The organism is Hymenobacter sp., from assembly GCF_036387835.1.
Lineage (GTDB): Bacteria > Bacteroidota > Bacteroidia > Cytophagales > Hymenobacteraceae > Hymenobacter.
This window is the reverse complement of the sequence record NZ_DASVSY010000075.1, coordinates 52080-68737: the sequence shown is the minus strand read 5'-3', so window position 1 is coordinate 68737 and position 16658 is coordinate 52080. Positions and strand designations below refer to the sequence as shown.

Genomic DNA, 16658 nt, shown 5'->3' with positions numbered 1-16658 from the left:
GAGGGCTGGATCTTCCACCAGGTCTAACACATTAGCCCGCATCGAGGCCAGAATCGCGGCGCTGGCTTTAACTTCTGCCTGTCTGGCCAAGAATCGGCCCAGCGGACCGGTGTAACGGGGGAGGGTGGCGCCAACCTTCAAAGGGGTTGCGCCAAGGGCTGCTGTCTGCATACCTTTATGGTTAGAAATGTTGGTGATAGGGCTTGCCGGCCCTGTTTCTGAATTCGGAGGTCAGCCCTTGCCGGGGCTGGCCTCTTTTTGTTCTTGCTGAACAGAACAAATGTAATACAATGTCTAGACAAAGCAAGTACCGTGTAAATATGTTTTATAGTATTTGTATTTTATTATACCTTTGATTTATGGCAACAGAAAAGCAAGCAGCCTCACGCGGGCCGCAGCTCAACATCAAGCTAAGCGCAGAGGAAAAGAAGTTGGCCGAAGAGGTGGCCAAGAAGCACGGCCTAAATACCTCTGGACTAGTCCGGATGCTGGTTATGGCAGAAGCCAGGCGGCTGGGTATCGAGTAGTTACAACGATTCCGATACGAAATGTAGACTGACTATCAAAAAGTCTTATTGTGGCTGCAACAGCCTATATTTAAAAGAATGCTGCCTGCTAACAAAATGGTCAGCGCTGCCTATTGAACAAATTAATTTGTAACAAGTGTTATAAGTTTGTTATACTTGCATCTCTAATGAAAAGAGGGTGTCACCTTTGTTATCTCTCAGTGAACGAGCGTTATATATGATTTTTAAGCGCTTTTAACGCAAAAAGAAATGCCTCCTCAAGACCTTGTTTAAACTATGGACCAGATAGTTCAAACCAAATCTTAAGAAGGCATTACACCGGAGATCAACAAAGAAAGCGGGTACTCCGACCGGCTCCTTTGGCCCCATTAGGGACTAATGTTCCTTACTTCCGTTTTACCGGAATGCGAAACATACCACCATTTCTACGGTACACCCGTTTTCCCTTGACAGTAATCCAGGGACGGAAGATGTACTCTTGGTCGTCGTCGTGCTTTTTGGACATCGCGTGCGATTATTAAGAGCGTTAAACCATCGGTTCTTCTATCACAGCGGGAACCACTACCGAATGCATCGACAAGCTTGAGACCCTGTCGAAACAATTTCTTTGAAAGCGGCTGCATCAGTAGCCGCTTTCTTTGTTTTTGTTCACTTCTGAAATTATTCCTCATTGAACATCAGCGCTATCATGGAAGCTTCTATCTCTGAGCCTCCAGAAGATGTATTGTTAAGCTGATCATGAGGAGCATCTAAAAGAAGATCTAACTCAATAGCTCTTTGTAAGAGCTTCTCTTGATACTCAGGCTTAAGCTCGAGATGATCAGGATTGGCATCGGAGTAAAAATCTGGTAAGCCGTTTAGGTAGGAACGCCCTCCCGATTTGTCATAGACTGGATAAGCAACTACGACCTTTGAGCGTCGACCATCCTTGAGTGATGTGCCAACGTCCTTGCGCTCTAATCCCTCTCCTGGGTGGTTGGCGTGGATGTATTCAAATACATCATCAATAGAGGCAGGGAAATCTAAGTCGCGTATAGCACCGATAACTATTTCCCTCAAGGCACCACGAGCGCGCCGTTTGCGGCCGTCGTTATCATTATTTTGGTTGACAACTTCCTTGCTGAATCCGTTTGTAACAAAATGCTCAGGATTGGTGTCGAGTGCCTGTTGCAATTCGTCCTGAATGTCTATGGAATGGAACCCAATAATGTTAGATGGAACACGAGGGTTGAAAAGGACAGTAGTAGTTGGATCTACCACATCATTAACAGTTCCCTGGAAGGAAGAAGGAGTTTGACAATCAGGGTAAATTTCCCGCATGCCCTCTATCAATGACATCACCTTGTTACGCCGAGTAGCTAGCTCTGCTAACTCGCGTGCATGCCTTAGCCGAGTAGCCTCCTCAATACTTTCAATGTCCTCAAGCTTTTTTGTAAGATCAAGGAGTACGGACTTGATTCCCTCGCTTGGGGCAGCGAGGAATCCTCCAGAGCCGTTCGACGTTTGTGAAGTCATATCCATGCTCCAAAAGTACTGAAAAAATGTTATCCTCCTAATACTTGCGGATAAATATTGAATGGAGTTTAAATGCAGGGTGGATAAGTCTAATGATTATAGCAGAAGGGAAATCTAGAAGCAGCATCAGTAGGATATTCTCGAACATTACTCACTTATAGAACGAGACCTATTATGTGTTTGAAAATGCTCGTGCTACTCTAGGATCGTGTTTGGCAAGGTAAGGACGAGATAACTTAACTAATCTTCAAGATTTGTATTCCGCAAATCTACTTCAGCTAAAATAGATAGCCTCCATCGATTAAATGAACAGGAGGATATCCTGCGGAAAGAAATAAGGTGCTACAAAAGATTGTCAAAAGCTGAATCCACTAGGTCTGATCCAAATGAGTCCAGATACACAGCCGTTACTGACTCGGACTTGTGACCCATAGCCTGGCTTATTAAGGCCGTATTGGTGCCACTCAACTTCAGCGTAGTGGCAAAGGAGTGGCGGGCTACATAGGTAGTTAGCGGTGTGCTGATGCTGGCTTGCTCACCCATTAGCTTCAATGCCTTATTTACCCAGCCCAGCACGTTCTGGAGCCGTACCAAGCGCTTAGCTGGGGTGGTATGCTTGGCAGCATCGAGGAAGGAGAAGATATAGCTGTCAGGAGAAGCTTTGGTGATAGGGGCGTAGCTGGCCACAATAGCCGCGGCCGGCGCCAAGAGCTTCAAGGAGAATTTACCACCGGTTTTTTGCCGCACGTATTCCAGCCGTTCCGGGTGACCAGTGCTGGCAGCGACTCCGCTCACATCTCGCCACCGCAGCTGAGCCAGGTCGACAAAGTTGATGCCGCCACAATAGAAGGAGAATAAGAAGGCATCCTTCGCTATCCGGTGGCGCCAAATGGTGGGCTCTAGTTGCTCCAGCTTCCGCAACTCTTCGCGTGGCAGGGCCCGCTTGCGGGTGCTTAAATCAAACTTGCTGACACTGTATTTGTGCTGCTCGGCCCGGTTGCGGGCGAACGGGTAATACTCTGGCTTGGCAAGGCCGTTGGCTATGGCCTTGTTGAAAACAGAGCGGAGGGTGCGAAAGCGAACAGATAAAGTGGTATCCTCTGCACCGGTGGCGCGCATCGTCTGCTCCCAATCGTTGCAGAAGCATACCGTTACTTTTGAAAACGGTATATCATCAGCACCATGCTCACCGGCAATGAAACGCGCCAACTCGGTACCAGTCTGCCGATACACCCGGGCATTGCCTAGCTGGCCAGCTGCTGTCTGCTCAGCTGACAGTTCAGCGAAGTACGCCACCACCTTTACCCGGCGGGTAGCCTTGCGGCTTTCACTCACCTTCTGTAGCACGGCTTCTACATCGTGCTGCTCATCAGCTTCTGCTAAAGAGCCAGCTGCTTGCTCATAGGCCTTCGCCTTGTCTTCGAGCTTTTTCCAGAGTGCTTTCGCGTCACCTGGGTAGCTACGGCGTATTTCCTGTTTTTCCTCGTTCCAGTATTTTGGGTGCAGGCTGATGCCGGTGTAGCGAACTACATGCTTTCGATTCTTTGTAATGCGAATAACGAAAGGGTGGGAGCCGTCCGCTAGGGTCTTACCTACTTTGTAGTAGATTTTCACTGTGGCTTGACCTTCTTTGTGCTCTGTTGTTTTGCTCATATGTGTTAGCCCCAACTACTGGGGCTAACAGCGGGGCCAACAAGTATAACAAAAATACCGATACCGGATACAAACGGTTGTGACGTTTCAGGGTCCAAAACAGCCTTTTTAACTATGCTGTCTCACAAAACGGGGTAGCCTGTTACGAATATAATCATGCCTTCTAAGCAGCCGGTCATTGGTTCGAATCCAATCGGGGCCACTCTCATAATCAACCACTTAGCATAATTGCTGAGTGGTTTTTTTATGTCCAATTTATATTGCTCCTAACTATCTTAAGTTTATCTCTCCAAACCAACACAATACTTTTATACTACGCATTGCAAACTTAAAGCTGGACAATAGGAGCTTATAAGGTGGATTTCTGCTGAAAATCTAATGACGGCACATCTCATGAAGATTTTTGACTTGGTCAGGCCAGGAAGATCTATTATAAGGCCACAGGCTGAAAGCCGAATGGAATATGGCCCTTTATTACTGCTACATGATTTAGCCATGTACTTTGCGGATGCAAACTTGGCATTGCACTTATTTGACGAAGCACAGACGGCTCAACAAGAATTTGCAGCCTATGAATACTCTGGCGTAGCAAGAGAAGATACACGGAAAGAGGTAATGCCTGCTGTCCCCGGATGTATGTTAAATCGTGCTCCACATATGCACAGTAGATCATTTCTGTATGCGTTAGATAACATTCATAATTACTTGCAGATTCTAAGTAAAATGGCTGGGGTACCACCAGCCATTACCGATCTTAAAACAGAGTTTGAACAGGTCTTCGGCGGTAATTTAAAGCCTGTACGGAATAGCGCCCATCATCCTGAAGACAGAGTAAGAGGATTAAAAACCAATGAAAAACCAATTGACATTCAGCCTTCAGCATTTATGGCATTTGGGTCTGATACCACGTCCGTACATACGGGGAGCATAGGAGGACCTGGCATTGCCAACGAAGTGCTAAGAAATGGTAATCGATATGGAGGCTTGCTGGCAGATGGCACCTATGGAGAAGTAGAAGTGTCAGCCGCTACTATGGCTGCTTGTCAAGATGTGCTACAACAGGTTTTTGATGCCTTCATATGGACAAACTCCGATTTTGATTGGGTCGTTTATCCTTATCATGTTGCAATAATGGGGAAAGAACAAGTTGCGGCCTATGCTAATGCGATTAAGAAAACTGTGGTGCCATCATAAGATAAGCATAGTCAACCATTGGTTTGAATTCGGTTTGGTGTCTCTCGTATTATCGTCTTTCCGCTCGTTTTAAGTAGTGCGCTTTTACGTGACCGAGCAGTAACCTAAGCAACTACCAATTCCCTTCGATGAGTCACTAAAGGAAGCCAGCGCCTGCTGATGGCTGGTTGGCAGCAGTAGTCGTTCGGTATCAAAGCCCCTAAGCTGGTTGCCTTGAATGCATGTCGTACTTGCGTTGTTTATCCGGCTTGTGAGCTCGCAGAATCTTGGGTGTCATGACAGCGGCAGCAGGAAAATATTTCCTAAATGCTAGGCGCGCTGTGTTCTTGCTGAAGCATCGGTTCAGGGTGTTTTATTTAGTCATGAGCCGGTCCTGTTTGTCAGATTGCCCCGAACCCTCTGGCCTAGCCCTTATTGTCCACCTGCCCGACGCTTTTCCTCTTCCGCACCATCAGAGCGGTGGCGGGCGGCTAGTTGGTTGTTCCCCAAGCGGTAGCTAAATGAGAGGGTCGCTACGCGAGAATCACGGCTTTGTGTGAAGTTATCCACATAGTTATCGTACGTAGAGGTGGCGATATTTCGGTTGGTATACAAAAGGTCAGTGACGTTAAATTTAATGGTGCCCTGGCCCTTCAGCAGACTTTTTTGGGCGCCGAAGGTTATATCACCATTAGCGCGCGATGTAATAAAGCCATAGACTTCGGGCGATTGGTAGGTGGCGCTCAGGTCGGCGCTCCAGCCCTGCCCCAACGTGATAGTGTGCGTGCTGCTCAGATTAACCGACGGCTTGGCCCGGTTGAGTGCTGTGCCGGCTAAGTCCCCCGTAAAACGACTGTAGTAGAAAACGGCACTGTTGTAAATTGACCAGGCTTTGCAAGGCGTTAGCGGCACTGTTAGTGTTAGGGCGGTATAGTACTGGGCTCCTAAGTTGACGGGACGGGCCAGGACGAAACGGCTCGTGGCGGTGGCGGGCTGTACTACAATCAGAATGGGGTTCTGCGTGTTGCTGTAGCTCAGGCCAACAGTATATTTTTGCAGATAGGTGTGCGTCACTTCGGCATTGTAGCTGGTTTGGGGAAACAGGGCCGGGTTGCCTGAGCGGTAGGTAGTCGCGTTGAGGTAGATGCGAAACGGGTTGAGCTGGTCGAAGCCGGGGCGGTCGAGGCGGCGGCTCAGCGCCAGCGTCAGCTCGTGCTTAGGCGAGAAAGTGTACTTCAGTGAGGCGCTGGGAAACAACTGAAAATACTGCCGGTCAAAACGTTGGTTACCCACTTCCTGTACGCCCTGGGCCGTCGTCTGCTCGCTCCGCAAGCCCACTTGCCAGGTGGCCCGCCCCCCAGTTTGCTGCCAGTTGAGGTAGGCGGCCCGAATGGTCTCGGTGTAGCGGAACCGATTAGTTTGCGCCGTATCCAAGGTGGTAACTCCGTTGTTGGTTTGCTGAAACACGGCATCGTTGCTGGACTGTACCCGGCTGACTTTAAGCCCCCCAGACAGGAGTTGACGGTGGGCTAGGGGCTGCACGTAGTCGAGCTGACCGGTAAGCAAGCTGAGGCGGCCCGCTTGGTTGCTGGTAAGCAGCGTGGGGACCACGCCGCCGGCATCGAGCAGCGCCGACAGGCCTTGCTGCCGGCTCAGGCGGTACGAGGCGTAGTTGGCGTCGGCAGTCAGGGCGCGGCTGTTGCTCGAGTCTGCGAAGGCGTGCCGTAAATTGAGGTTGGCCGCAAGGTTGGGGGTAGTGGTATTGCGGTAAGAATCGGAGGCTAGTGCGCGGTTGGTGGCCCCGTTGGCGTCCAGCAGCGTCACCGCATTGGTTCCTTGGCCCTTACTGTGCGCAGCTTGGCCCGTGAGAGCCGCCCCGAGCGTGGTGCGCCTCGTGAAGGCATAGTCCACCCCAGCTTTCCAGTTATGAGTCAGACTTCGGGTGGCGGTGTAGTCTTCCTGGCGGCTGCCCCCGGTCGACTGGCCTTGGTCGTAAAACATCCGGTGGCTGGTCAGGCGCAGATACGTGCTCCGGTCGGCATAGGTGTAGGAGCCATAGGCACTGGTTTTTCTTTGCCTGTAATTAAGGGTAGCTCCGGTGGTAAGCCGGCCGTACACCCCGCGTCCATAGCCTAAGTTGGCGCTGCCGTTCGCGCCCTGACGCTGGTCTTTCTTGAGGTTGATGGCAATAACCCCAGCCGTACCCTGCGCGTCGTAGCTAGCCGGCGGGTTGGTGATGAGCTCGATGGTTGCAAGCTGCTCGGCGGGCAGCGTGCGCAAGTAATCGGCCAGCTCGGTGCCGGTCATGGGCTGGCGCTTACCGTCGATGACCACCAGCAGCCCTTGTTTGCCGCGCAACGCCAAGTTGTCGCTGCCATCCACGGTTACGCCGGGAGCCCGCGTGAGCACGTCCAGCGCCGTATTGCCAGCGGCCAACGGCGAATTTTCCACGTTGACGATGGTGCGGTCGGCCTGGTGTTCGAATAACGGTTTCTGGCCAATCACTTTCACCTCTTGTAGCACCGTAGCGGCACTGGTGCGCAGCGCTACCGAAGGCAGGACCAGGCCCGCGGCGGGCAATTCAAATGGGATGCTCCAGTAGCGCTCGTAGCCTACTTGCGCTACTGCTATCAGGTAGCGTCCCCCGGCCGGAGCCCGCAACGCAAAGGCCCCCTTCGCATCGCTAAACTCCGACTTCACCACGGTGGAATCCGCCGCCTGATGCAGGGTGATGGTCGCAAACTCAACGGGTACCCCGGCTGGGTCAAGTACCACGCCGGTAACGGGAGCCGTTCCCTGACCGAAGGCCGACGACGCGCCGCTTATCCACCAGCAAAGAAGAAGTACACGCGCTATTCGCTGCCAGCGTAGCGGGAAAACAAATGCAGATAAGCAAAGTGACAGGGCAGAAATAGCCGGCCCACCTAGGCGGTTTCGAGCACTCTTGGCCGCCGCCAGTTGGTTGAAGAAAACGTTATGACAAGCATCGAAAAAGCAGAAGGGGGAGTGATGGCGCACGGCAGGTAGCGGGTTAGTGAAACGATGCCACAAAACTCCTAACAGCCTGGTGTCCCTATGCCCCAGTGCATATGTTGGCCTGCCTCAATCTATGATTTGGGACGTGTCAACTCGCTTGGCGCGTGGCCCAGCATCTTCTTGAACACCCGGTTAAACGTTGAGCGTGAGTTAAATCCGCTTTCCAAGGCCACGCCGACCAGCGAGTAGTGGGCAAAGCGGGGGTCAGCGAGTAAGCGCTGCGCTTCCTGCACCCGGTACGCATTCACGAAGTCATTGAAGTTCTGACCGCAGCCGGAATTGATAACTTTGGAGAGTAGGCCAGGCGTAATACGCAGCCGCTTCGCCACCTCAGTCAGGGTCAACTCAGGTTCGAGCCAGGGCTGCTCCTCGGCCATTAGCGCCAGCAGTTTGTCTCGCCAGACCAGCAACTCCGGCGCCAGTTGCGCCGCCGGCAACTCAGTACCAGGCGACGCTTGAGCGCCAGGGGCATCTTCTACCGGGGCTTGGCCCTGTTGGGCAGCTAGCATAGGAGCTACATGCGGTTCGGGGAGGGCATCGAAACGAAGCGGGGTAGTAGCGGCGGCGTAGTTGGCCTGCAAGCCGACAGCTATCAACCAATAAATCAGGAAGCCGCGCAAGAAAAAGTAATACCAGGAAGCTTCGTCGCTCAAACCAAATTTCCAGTTCAGCAGCGTAAATAGCTGGCTCAGAACCAAGGCTACTACTTGCACCAACAATAATTGCCGCAGTCCGGCGAAGCGCAGGCGTTCGGTGTCCGAAAAGTTGTCGTTGAGGTAGCTGGTATAGTGCCGGTAGTCGACTAATACCCGCCAGCAATAAGCCGGCAGCAGCACGTATTGCAAAAAGCCGAGGTACTGGCTAAGGGTTTTCGCCACCATTAAAGCGGGGCCTTTGGTGCCGATTTGATACGGTAGGTGCTGGCCGCGAATGCCGGGTAGCCAGAGCAGGTCGTAGCCCAGCGCCCCGGCTATCAGCCCGAACTGTAGCAAGCCCGGTAGCAAGTGCCACCAAGCCCGGGGCAGCAGCCGGAATTCTTGGCTGGTCAGGCTCCGAAAATAGAGGTAATAGGCTGGCCCGAGCAATAGATTAAGCTGCCAGGGCACGTAAAACAGGGCCGTTGTGTACCCGTTGTGGCTGTCGTACCAGCCGGCCCAACCCAGCATCTCTTGCGCAATATTTAGCGTAGGCACTACCAACAGCAAGGCCAGTAGCGCATCGGTTAGGGTAGCGTGCTGTAGTGCTCGCAACAGTAGCCCGCCCGTGGCTATTAGACCGGTTACTACCGCCGGCAGTAGCAACGAGCTGTGAGCACCGAAATCAAATAACATAGATGAAGTAGTTAACGGGTAGGTATAGCCCTACGCCAGGTCCTGGGGCAGCCAGCCCCACACTGCCGCCGGTAAGTACGCCAAGATGCGCGAGGTAACGATAAAAGGTGGCGCGGCCCATACCAACCAAGTGGCCGATTTCGACCATCGTTTTATTCTATTGTAACATAGAAGGTTTTAGCGGCTTGTGCTTTAGAGAGGTACTCCCTGGAGCTAGAGAGGCCATGGGCGGTGACCGTTTCCAGGGGCTCCTGTAAGCTAATGAAATACATACCCTGCTGCTGAAAATAGCTGATTAACGTGACGAGGTCTTGCGGAGAGCGAGCCAGCCGGTCGAGTTTGTAGGCCACGAGCAATAAACCCAACGCTTGTGCTCGAATGCAGGCTTGCCGGTCTGGCAAACATCGGCACTTTCTGGAGAAATGTGCCACCTATTAAGGATGTCTTACGAAAGAGAAATCTCTGTTAACTCAATACGAACTAATAGCGCAGAAGCGTCTAAAATATTTGATATTGTAAGATAATTATAGCGAATATGTTTTTTCTACTGCCTTTTCGTAGATTTGGCCACTATGAGAACAATCTTGCTTTCGCTATGTGTATTAGGCGGTATAGCTGCTCAAGCACAATCCCAAGCCGGAAAGGCGCCAATGGCAGTAGACAGCACGGGCCATAAAGTTAAATACGAGGGAGAGGTGCGCGTGCCCGGTATCACAAGGGTGGAATTGCAGAACCGGGCAAAGAACTGGTTTGCTGCCCACTTTATTGACGCTTCTAATCCCTTGATGCTAACCGACACCAAAAACGGCTCACTTGTAGGCAAAGGGTCTACCCGGGTAACGTTAGGAGACAGTGAGCAGAGCCGAACCCATCGGGTCTGGTTTATTTTTACGCTCGAAGCAAACGATGGGCGGTATAGGTATCAGCTGAAGGATCTGCAAAACCAGACAGATACAACTACTACTACCGCCGCAACTTTAATTGCAACGGTGACGGATAGTCCACAAGTTGCAACTCGTAGCATTGAGGCGCCAGCCCATGTTAAGGTAGTAGCCGCAAGTAAGCCCGTCCGCGGCATCAAGACTAGTGCTAGCCGTAAAAAGCAACCAGCCCCAGCTGCTCCGGTTGACCCAATACAACAATACAAAGGAGTTGTGCAGGAGCAAATGGCCGAAATAGTAAAGTCGTTGAACACGGCCCTGGCCACATCAACTGCGCAGGACTGGTAATATTCAGCTATGCCACCGAGCGTCAGTACTGTGAGGAGCAAGCTACTGTGTGCACTGCACGGCCCATGTGATGGGGTAACAGGCGTTTCCTGGTGACTGGTTCACAAGGGAGTTAGGATGGGTCTGAAGGTGGTTCAGGGAGTGACATCCAATGCGTCACCCCTTTCACGTAGCGGTTAACGCCGTTCTGGTCGGGGGTAACAAACATGTGCTTGGCTCCGGCTGTGGTAGGGGTTTTGAAAGCTGCCACCGTTATTTGCTGCCAAGCAGTTGGCACATAAACTAGGACCAGTTGCCCGGGCTGAGGAAGCTCTTTGGCTCGTAAGACCCAGGAGGAAGCAGGTGTGCTCATATTTGAAAATGGAATACTTAACTGACCAAGTATTCCTGGTATCTATCCGTTGAAACAAGCAAGTTGAAGCCTCACGCTGCCGCCAAGCAGCTGTGCGGCTAAAGGGTAGTTAGAGCGCCTGACGAGGACTGTACGCAGGTTTAGGCAGTACGTTCAGCAGTTGCTGGTTTCATCCTGTTAGCTATTTAACTAGAAGTGATTGATAAATACTCTATGCTCGAGCAAATACTACTGTCCAGTTTGCCTAAACTACTTGAGGGAATCTTATGAGCAGTGGCATAGCAAACCACCTGAAAGTTTTGCCATGCTTTACGTCTCTGGTTGGCCTCTACGTCTGGTGAATGAGAATAGATAAATGATTGTGTTGGAAGCCTTTTGTTGATTGATATTGTCATAGAGACAAAACCATTCGAGGCTTTGAACATGGTATACTGGTTGGTAGGTGCTTTCTGGTTGATTTTACTTACAATCATCCTCGTGCTTGCCATTGGTCAGCGCAGGCAGCGTTGGTAAGCACGTTTGCGAGATGGTTAATTTGTGTTAAATTAAGAGAAGAGCACAAAAGGTATAACAGCCATTCGGCGGGTGTTTACGTGCTGGAACTTACCACGCCAGATGGCCCTGTACGGCAAAAGCTAATTGTGCGGTAAGTGAAAAACTGAACACTATCAGGTAGTTAAAAAGCCTCCTTTCTGTCTCGGCAAGGAGGCTTTTTTAATGAGTGGTTTTTCATGGATTTTTTACCGTATATATATAGCATAATTGTGGCAAACGCTGGCAAAAACGCAGAAAAATCGGTACTTTTGTAGGATAGCACAACCGCTAAACTTACGCCCGAAACATGAGCGAAACGAAAGAGAAAAGAGCCGACGATCAGTACTCTGCCGATAGCATTCAGGTACTGGAAGGGTTGGAGGCCGTGCGCAAGCGCCCCTCTATGTACATCGGCGACACCGGTATCAAAGGCCTGCACCACTTGGTATGGGAAGTAGTCGATAACTCCATCGACGAAGCCCTTGCCGGCCACTGTGACCAGATCGAAGTAACCATCAACGAAAACAATTCCGTCACAGTCCGTGACAACGGCCGGGGTATCCCCGTCGACTTTCACGCCAAAGAAGGCCGGTCTGCTTTGGAAGTAGTGCTTACCGTGCTGCACGCCGGTGGCAAGTTCGATAAAGACTCCTACAAAGTATCCGGCGGCTTGCACGGCGTGGGCGTGAGCTGCGTAAACGCACTCAGCCAGGATCTGAAAGTAACCGTGCGCCGCAACGGCCACATTTACGAGCAGGAGTACAAGATTGGGGTGCCACAATATGCCGTAAAGCAGATTGGCGACACCGAGGAGCATGGTACGGAGGTAGAGTTTCTGCCCGACAACAGCATCTTCACGGAAACCGTCTACAAGTACGAAACGGTAGCCAACCGCCTGCGCGAGCTGTCCTACCTCAACAAAGGCATCCGCATCACGCTCACCGACCGGCGCGATAAAAACGACGATGGTAGCTTCCTCGGCGAGGAGTTCTACTCGCAAGGTGGCCTCAGCGAGTTCGTGCAATACCTCGACGCGGGCCGCATGGTGCTCATGCCCAACCCGATTCACGTTATCAGTGAGAAAGGCGGCACACCCGTGGAAGTGGCTTTGCAGTACAACGACTCGTACCAGGAACACATCTTCAGCTACGTCAACAACATCAACACCATCGAGGGCGGCACGCACGTAGCGGGCTTCCGTTCGGCCCTCACCCGTACCCTGAAGGCTTACGCCGATAAGTCAGGGATGCTGGAGAAGGCCAAGGTGGAGATTCAGGGCGACGACTTCCGCGAAGGCCTTACCGCCGTTATTTCGGTGAAGGTGCAGGAGCCGCAGTTTGAGGGTCAGACCAAAACCAAGCTCGGTAACTCCGACGTGAGTGGTGCCGTGAATACGGTGGTGGGCGAGATTCTCAACCAGTATCTCGAAGAGAACCCCAAGGAAGCCCGCATCATCATTGAGAAGGTGATTCTGGCGGCTCGGGCGCGTATTGCGGCCCGCAAAGCCCGCGAGATGGTGCAGCGCAAAACCGTGCTTGGCTCCAACTCCCTGCCGGGTAAGCTCGCCGACTGCTCGGAATCCGACCCCGAAATCTGCGAATTGTATCTGGTGGAAGGTGACTCGGCTGGTGGTACGGCTAAGCAAGGCCGCAACCGCGCGTTCCAGGCTATTCTGCCGCTGCGTGGTAAGATCCTGAACGTGGAGAAGGCGCAGGAGCACCGCATCTACGAAAACGAGGAAATCCGGAACATGATTACGGCCCTCGGCGTGAGCTTCGAGAAGAAAACCGACGAGGACGACGGCAGCACCACCCGCTCGCTGAACCTCGACAAGCTCCGCTACCACAAGGTCATCATCATGACTGACGCCGACATCGACGGCTCGCACATCCGGACCTTGATCTTGACGTTCTTCTTCCGCTACATGCGCGAGCTAGTCGACAAAGGCTACATCTTCATTGCCCTGCCACCACTTTACCTGGTGAAGCGCGGCAAGGAAGAACGGTATTGCTGGACTGAAGACGAGCGCATGGCTGCCCAAGACGAAATGGGCCGCGGCAAACCCGAAACGGTGAACGTGCAGCGCTACAAAGGTCTTGGCGAGATGAACGCCGAGCAGCTCTGGACCACCACCATGCAGCCGGCTACCCGCTCCCTGAAGCGTGTGGACGTGGAATCGGCCGCCGAAGCCGACCACCTGTTCGCCATGCTGATGGGCGATGAGGTACCGCCCCGCCGCGACTTCATCGAGAAAAACGCCAAATACGCCAAGCTAGACGTATAAGCAATTGGACAAGGCCCGCTGCAAAGCGGGCCTTTTTTGTTATCACGCACGTTGAGAAAGTTTAGCTTCTTAGTCCGGCAACCGCTAGCGCACAAGTGCAGGTAAACTTGGTAAAGCTCATCATCAGAAGTAGATCATAGATTTTATGCGTCAGAATATCAGTTCCGGGGCGCCGTGGGAGCCAATAGTGGGTTACTCGCGGGCCGTGCGGGTGGGCAACGTGGTAGAGGTGGCTGGCACCACGACACAAGACGGCGACGTGGTAACGGGCGCCGATGTCTACACGCAAACCAAGCGGATTCTGGAAAAGATAGCGGCAGCCTTACAGGAAGCTGGCGCGGCACTGACCGATGTCGTGCGGACTCGGATTTACGTAACGGATATTTCGCAGTGGGAAAGTGTTGGGCGCGCGCACGGAGAGGTATTCGGGGCTACCCGGCCGGCGTCGAGCATGGTGGAAGTCCGGGCCTTGATTGATGCGCGGCTGCTGGTGGAAATAGAAGCTACCGCCATTATTTCTTAACCTGTGAAATGCCCTTTCCGGGCTGGAAACCCGTATCTTACCCCGTTTTTCTGTCCTGCCTTAGTATTATGAAGCTATTCAAATCTGCCGACCTCATCCGTAAAAGCAAATACATCAGCCGCGACCTAAGCTGGCTGCGCTTCAACTACCGGGTGCTTGACCAAGCCAAAGACCCGGGTCGGACGCTGTTTGACCGGCTGCGGTTTCTGAGCATCACGTCGTCTAACCTCGACGAATTTTTCATGATTCGGGTGGGGTCGTTGTATAATTACCTCGACTACGGCAAAGAGCGGGTAGACTACTCGGGGCTGCGCGAGCTGCCGTTTCGGCGCAAGCTGCTCGACTTCGCGCACCGCTTCGTAAACGACCAGTCGCTCACGTATAGCAACGAGTTGAAGCCGCAGTTCGAGAAGAATGGCTTCAATGTGCTCAAGATGGAGGAGCTAACCGAGGTGGAGTTGAAGAAGGTTGATGGGTATTTCAAAAACACCATCTTCCCGCTGCTCACGCCCATGGTGTACGACTCGTACCACGGTTTCCCGCTGATGATGAACCAGATGCTGATTCTCGGGGTGGTAACGCGCACCGGCACCGGCGACCTGGAAACCGAGAAAGGGCAGGAACGCCTCACGTTCGTGCAGATTCCGCAGAACCTGTCGCGCTTCTTCGAGCTGAGCCGCAAAGACAAAGTCATCTTTGTGCCCATCGAGGAGATAGTGCGGGCTAATTTGCCGAAGCTGTTCCGCAACGTGAGCATTGAATCGGCCGACTTGTTCCGCATCACCCGCAACGGCGACTTCACGCTGGAAGAATCAGAAGATATTGATACCGATTTCATTAAAGAGCTTCAGCAGGGGCTGAAAACCCGCAAGCGGGGGCGGGTAGTGCGGCTGGAAGTGGAGCCGAATGCCTCGGCTTTGCTGATGGCAGTGCTGAAAGAGCGCTGGAGAATTGATAACGGCAACGTGTTCGTTATCAATTCGCTGGTTGATTTGAAAGGGCTTCTGCAAATTCTAAAGCACCCCAACTTCCGCAGCCGGGGCTCACGGCTGCCCGCACCGGTAGCGCCATTGAGTTTACCCGAGGGAGCCGACGAGAATTTGTTTGAGTACCTCAAGCACCACGATGTGCTGCTGCACCACCCTTATAACAGCATCGAGCCGATGGTGCGGCTTTTGGAGCAGGCGGCTGAGGACCCGCAAGTGCTTGGTATAAAGCAAACTATATATCGGCTGGCCGAAGATTCCAGGGTGTCGGCGGCGCTGCTGAAGGCGGCCGAGAACGGCAAGCACGTGTCGGTGCTGTTTGAAATTAAGGCTCGGTTTGACGAGGAGCGCAACATTCGGGAGGGGGCGCGCCTGGAAAAGGCCGGTTGCTTCGTCATCTATGGCGTGTCGAAGTACAAGACGCACACCAAGATGCTGATGATTATCCGCAAGGAAGGCGAAAAGGTGACGCGCTACATGCACATCGGGTCGGGCAACTACAACGAGCAAACCAGCAAGCTGTACACCGACGTGAGCTTGCTCACCACCAACGACGTGTACGGCCACGACGTGTCGGAATTCTTCAACGTCATCACCGGCCATTCCCAACCCGACGATTACGAATACCTCATTACGGCGCCCAAAGACATGCGCCAGCAGCTCATCCACTTGGTTCGGGAGGAAGTGAAGCACGCCAAAAAGGGGTTGCCGAGCGGTATCGTGATGAAGATGAACTCCTTGGAAGACAAAGAGCTGATCGACGAGTTCTACAAGGCCTCGAAGGCGGGCGTCCCCATTCGCTTTATCGTGCGCGGTATCTGCTGCCTGCGGCCCGGTCGTCCGGGCCTGAGCGAGAATATCGAGGTGCGCAGCATCGTCGGCGACTTGCTGGAGCACTCGCGCCTGTTCTACTTCCATCAGGCCGGCAATCCGAAAGTGTACGCCGGCTCGGCCGACGTGATGGTGCGGTCTTTCGACCGGCGCATCGAGGCACTATTCCTGATTGCGAATCCGCAACTCAAGCGCGAAGCCATCAGCATTCTGATGCTCAACCTGCTTGACAACCAGAATTCCTACACCATGCGGGAAGACGGCGCCTATATCCGCCGTCAGCCCGCGCCCGGCGAGCCCAACGTCAACGTGCACCGCGACTTCTACCGCCGCGACGAGGAACGCTTAGCCGCCGCGACCCCTGAAGGCCTGCTAGTCTTGCTTAACCAGCAAACCGTGCGGACCAAGGAAGAGGAAGAAAGCGCCGTTGTGGTGGGCAGTGAGCCTACGGCAGTGGAAATTGAGTGCGAAGTAGAAGGAATTGAAGCCGACTTCGCAGGCGAAGAAGCAACCGAGCAAGAGCCGGTTGCTTATCCCGTCGCCGTTGGTGATGGGGAAGACAGCGGCCTCAACGTACCGAATGTGTAAGCCAGTGGTGAAGTTGTGAGATGGTGAGTTTGACGTTCTAGCGGCGCAATTTGCGCAAGTGGCGTGAACAGAACGTCAAACTCACCATCTCACAAC

At 52.8% G+C, this 16658-nt stretch carries 13 protein-coding genes and 1 tRNA gene; 7 read left to right on the top strand and 7 right to left on the bottom strand.

Annotated features, from left to right (window positions below):
* Positions 1-359: 359 nt before the first annotated feature.
* Entirely contained in the window at positions 360-527 is a 168-nt protein-coding gene (locus VF639_RS14885) for a ribbon-helix-helix domain-containing protein (RefSeq protein WP_331146712.1), read from the top strand.
* A gap of 660 nt (positions 528-1187) precedes the next feature.
* Here the strand turns inward: VF639_RS14885 and VF639_RS14880 are convergent.
* Both VF639_RS14880 and VF639_RS14875 read right to left on the bottom strand, forming a co-directional pair.
* On the bottom strand, positions 1188-2048 hold the full coding sequence (locus tag VF639_RS14880; RefSeq protein WP_331146711.1) for a hypothetical protein: 861 nt from the start codon (positions 2046-2048) through the stop codon (positions 1188-1190).
* Between the two features lie 336 nt (positions 2049-2384).
* Complete coding sequence (locus VF639_RS14875) at positions 2385-3695, bottom strand: site-specific integrase (RefSeq protein ID WP_331146710.1); 1311 nt, start codon at positions 3693-3695, stop codon at positions 2385-2387.
* Positions 3696-3827: 132 nt separating this feature from the next.
* On the opposite strand from VF639_RS14875, the gene VF639_RS14870 reads away from it, so the two are divergent.
* Together VF639_RS14870 and VF639_RS14865 are read left to right on the top strand one after the other, a co-directional pair.
* Positions 3828-3897 (top strand) — tRNA-Ser (locus tag VF639_RS14870).
* Positions 3898-4088: 191 nt separating this feature from the next.
* Entirely contained in the window at positions 4089-4889 is an 801-nt protein-coding gene (locus VF639_RS14865) for a hypothetical protein (protein WP_331146709.1), read from the top strand.
* Positions 4890-5300: 411 nt separating this feature from the next.
* Here VF639_RS14865 and VF639_RS14860 read toward each other — a convergent pair whose 3' ends face one another.
* From VF639_RS14860 to VF639_RS14845, 4 genes are all read right to left on the bottom strand, one after another.
* On the bottom strand, positions 5301-7886 hold the full coding sequence (locus tag VF639_RS14860; RefSeq protein WP_331146708.1) for a TonB-dependent receptor domain-containing protein: 2586 nt from the start codon (positions 7884-7886) through the stop codon (positions 5301-5303).
* An 89-nt stretch (positions 7887-7975) separates the two neighbouring features.
* A complete protein-coding gene (locus VF639_RS14855) occupies positions 7976-9235 on the bottom strand; it encodes a helix-turn-helix transcriptional regulator (protein WP_331146707.1) in 1260 nt (419 codons plus the stop codon).
* Complete coding sequence (locus VF639_RS14850; RefSeq protein ID WP_331146706.1) at positions 9225-9383, bottom strand: hypothetical protein; 159 nt, start codon at positions 9381-9383, stop codon at positions 9225-9227. The genes VF639_RS14855 and VF639_RS14850 overlap by 11 nt, the downstream gene beginning before the upstream one ends.
* 4 nt (positions 9384-9387) lie before the next feature.
* A complete protein-coding gene (locus VF639_RS14845) occupies positions 9388-9666 on the bottom strand; it encodes a recombinase family protein (protein WP_331146705.1) in 279 nt (92 codons plus the stop codon).
* A 219-nt stretch (positions 9667-9885) separates the two neighbouring features.
* Here VF639_RS14845 and VF639_RS14840 point away from each other — a divergent pair, with 219 nt between their 5' ends.
* Positions 9886-10464, top strand: a complete 579-nt coding sequence (locus tag VF639_RS14840; RefSeq protein ID WP_331146704.1) for a DUF4468 domain-containing protein — start codon at positions 9886-9888, stop codon at positions 10462-10464.
* 112 nt (positions 10465-10576) lie between these two features.
* On the opposite strand, the gene VF639_RS25390 is transcribed toward VF639_RS14840, so the two are convergent.
* The gene (locus tag VF639_RS25390) at positions 10577-10816 is read right to left on the bottom strand and encodes a DUF551 domain-containing protein (protein ID WP_414654725.1); all 240 of its coding nucleotides are present in this window, start codon (positions 10814-10816) and stop codon (positions 10577-10579) included.
* Between the two features lie 841 nt (positions 10817-11657).
* Here VF639_RS25390 and gyrB point away from each other — a divergent pair.
* From gyrB to ppk1, 3 genes are all read left to right on the top strand, one after another.
* Positions 11658-13634: a DNA topoisomerase (ATP-hydrolyzing) subunit B gene (gyrB, locus tag VF639_RS14835; RefSeq protein WP_331146703.1), complete on the top strand. Its 1977-nt coding sequence runs from the start codon at positions 11658-11660 to the stop codon at positions 13632-13634.
* A gap of 145 nt (positions 13635-13779) precedes the next feature.
* Positions 13780-14157 carry a RidA family protein gene (locus tag VF639_RS14830; RefSeq protein WP_331146702.1) on the top strand — a complete coding sequence of 126 codons (378 nt, stop codon included), beginning with the start codon at positions 13780-13782 and terminating at the stop codon, positions 14155-14157.
* A gap of 68 nt (positions 14158-14225) precedes the next feature.
* Complete coding sequence (gene ppk1, locus VF639_RS14825; protein WP_331146701.1) at positions 14226-16562, top strand: polyphosphate kinase 1; 2337 nt, start codon at positions 14226-14228, stop codon at positions 16560-16562.
* The last annotated feature ends 96 nt before the right edge of the window (positions 16563-16658 follow it).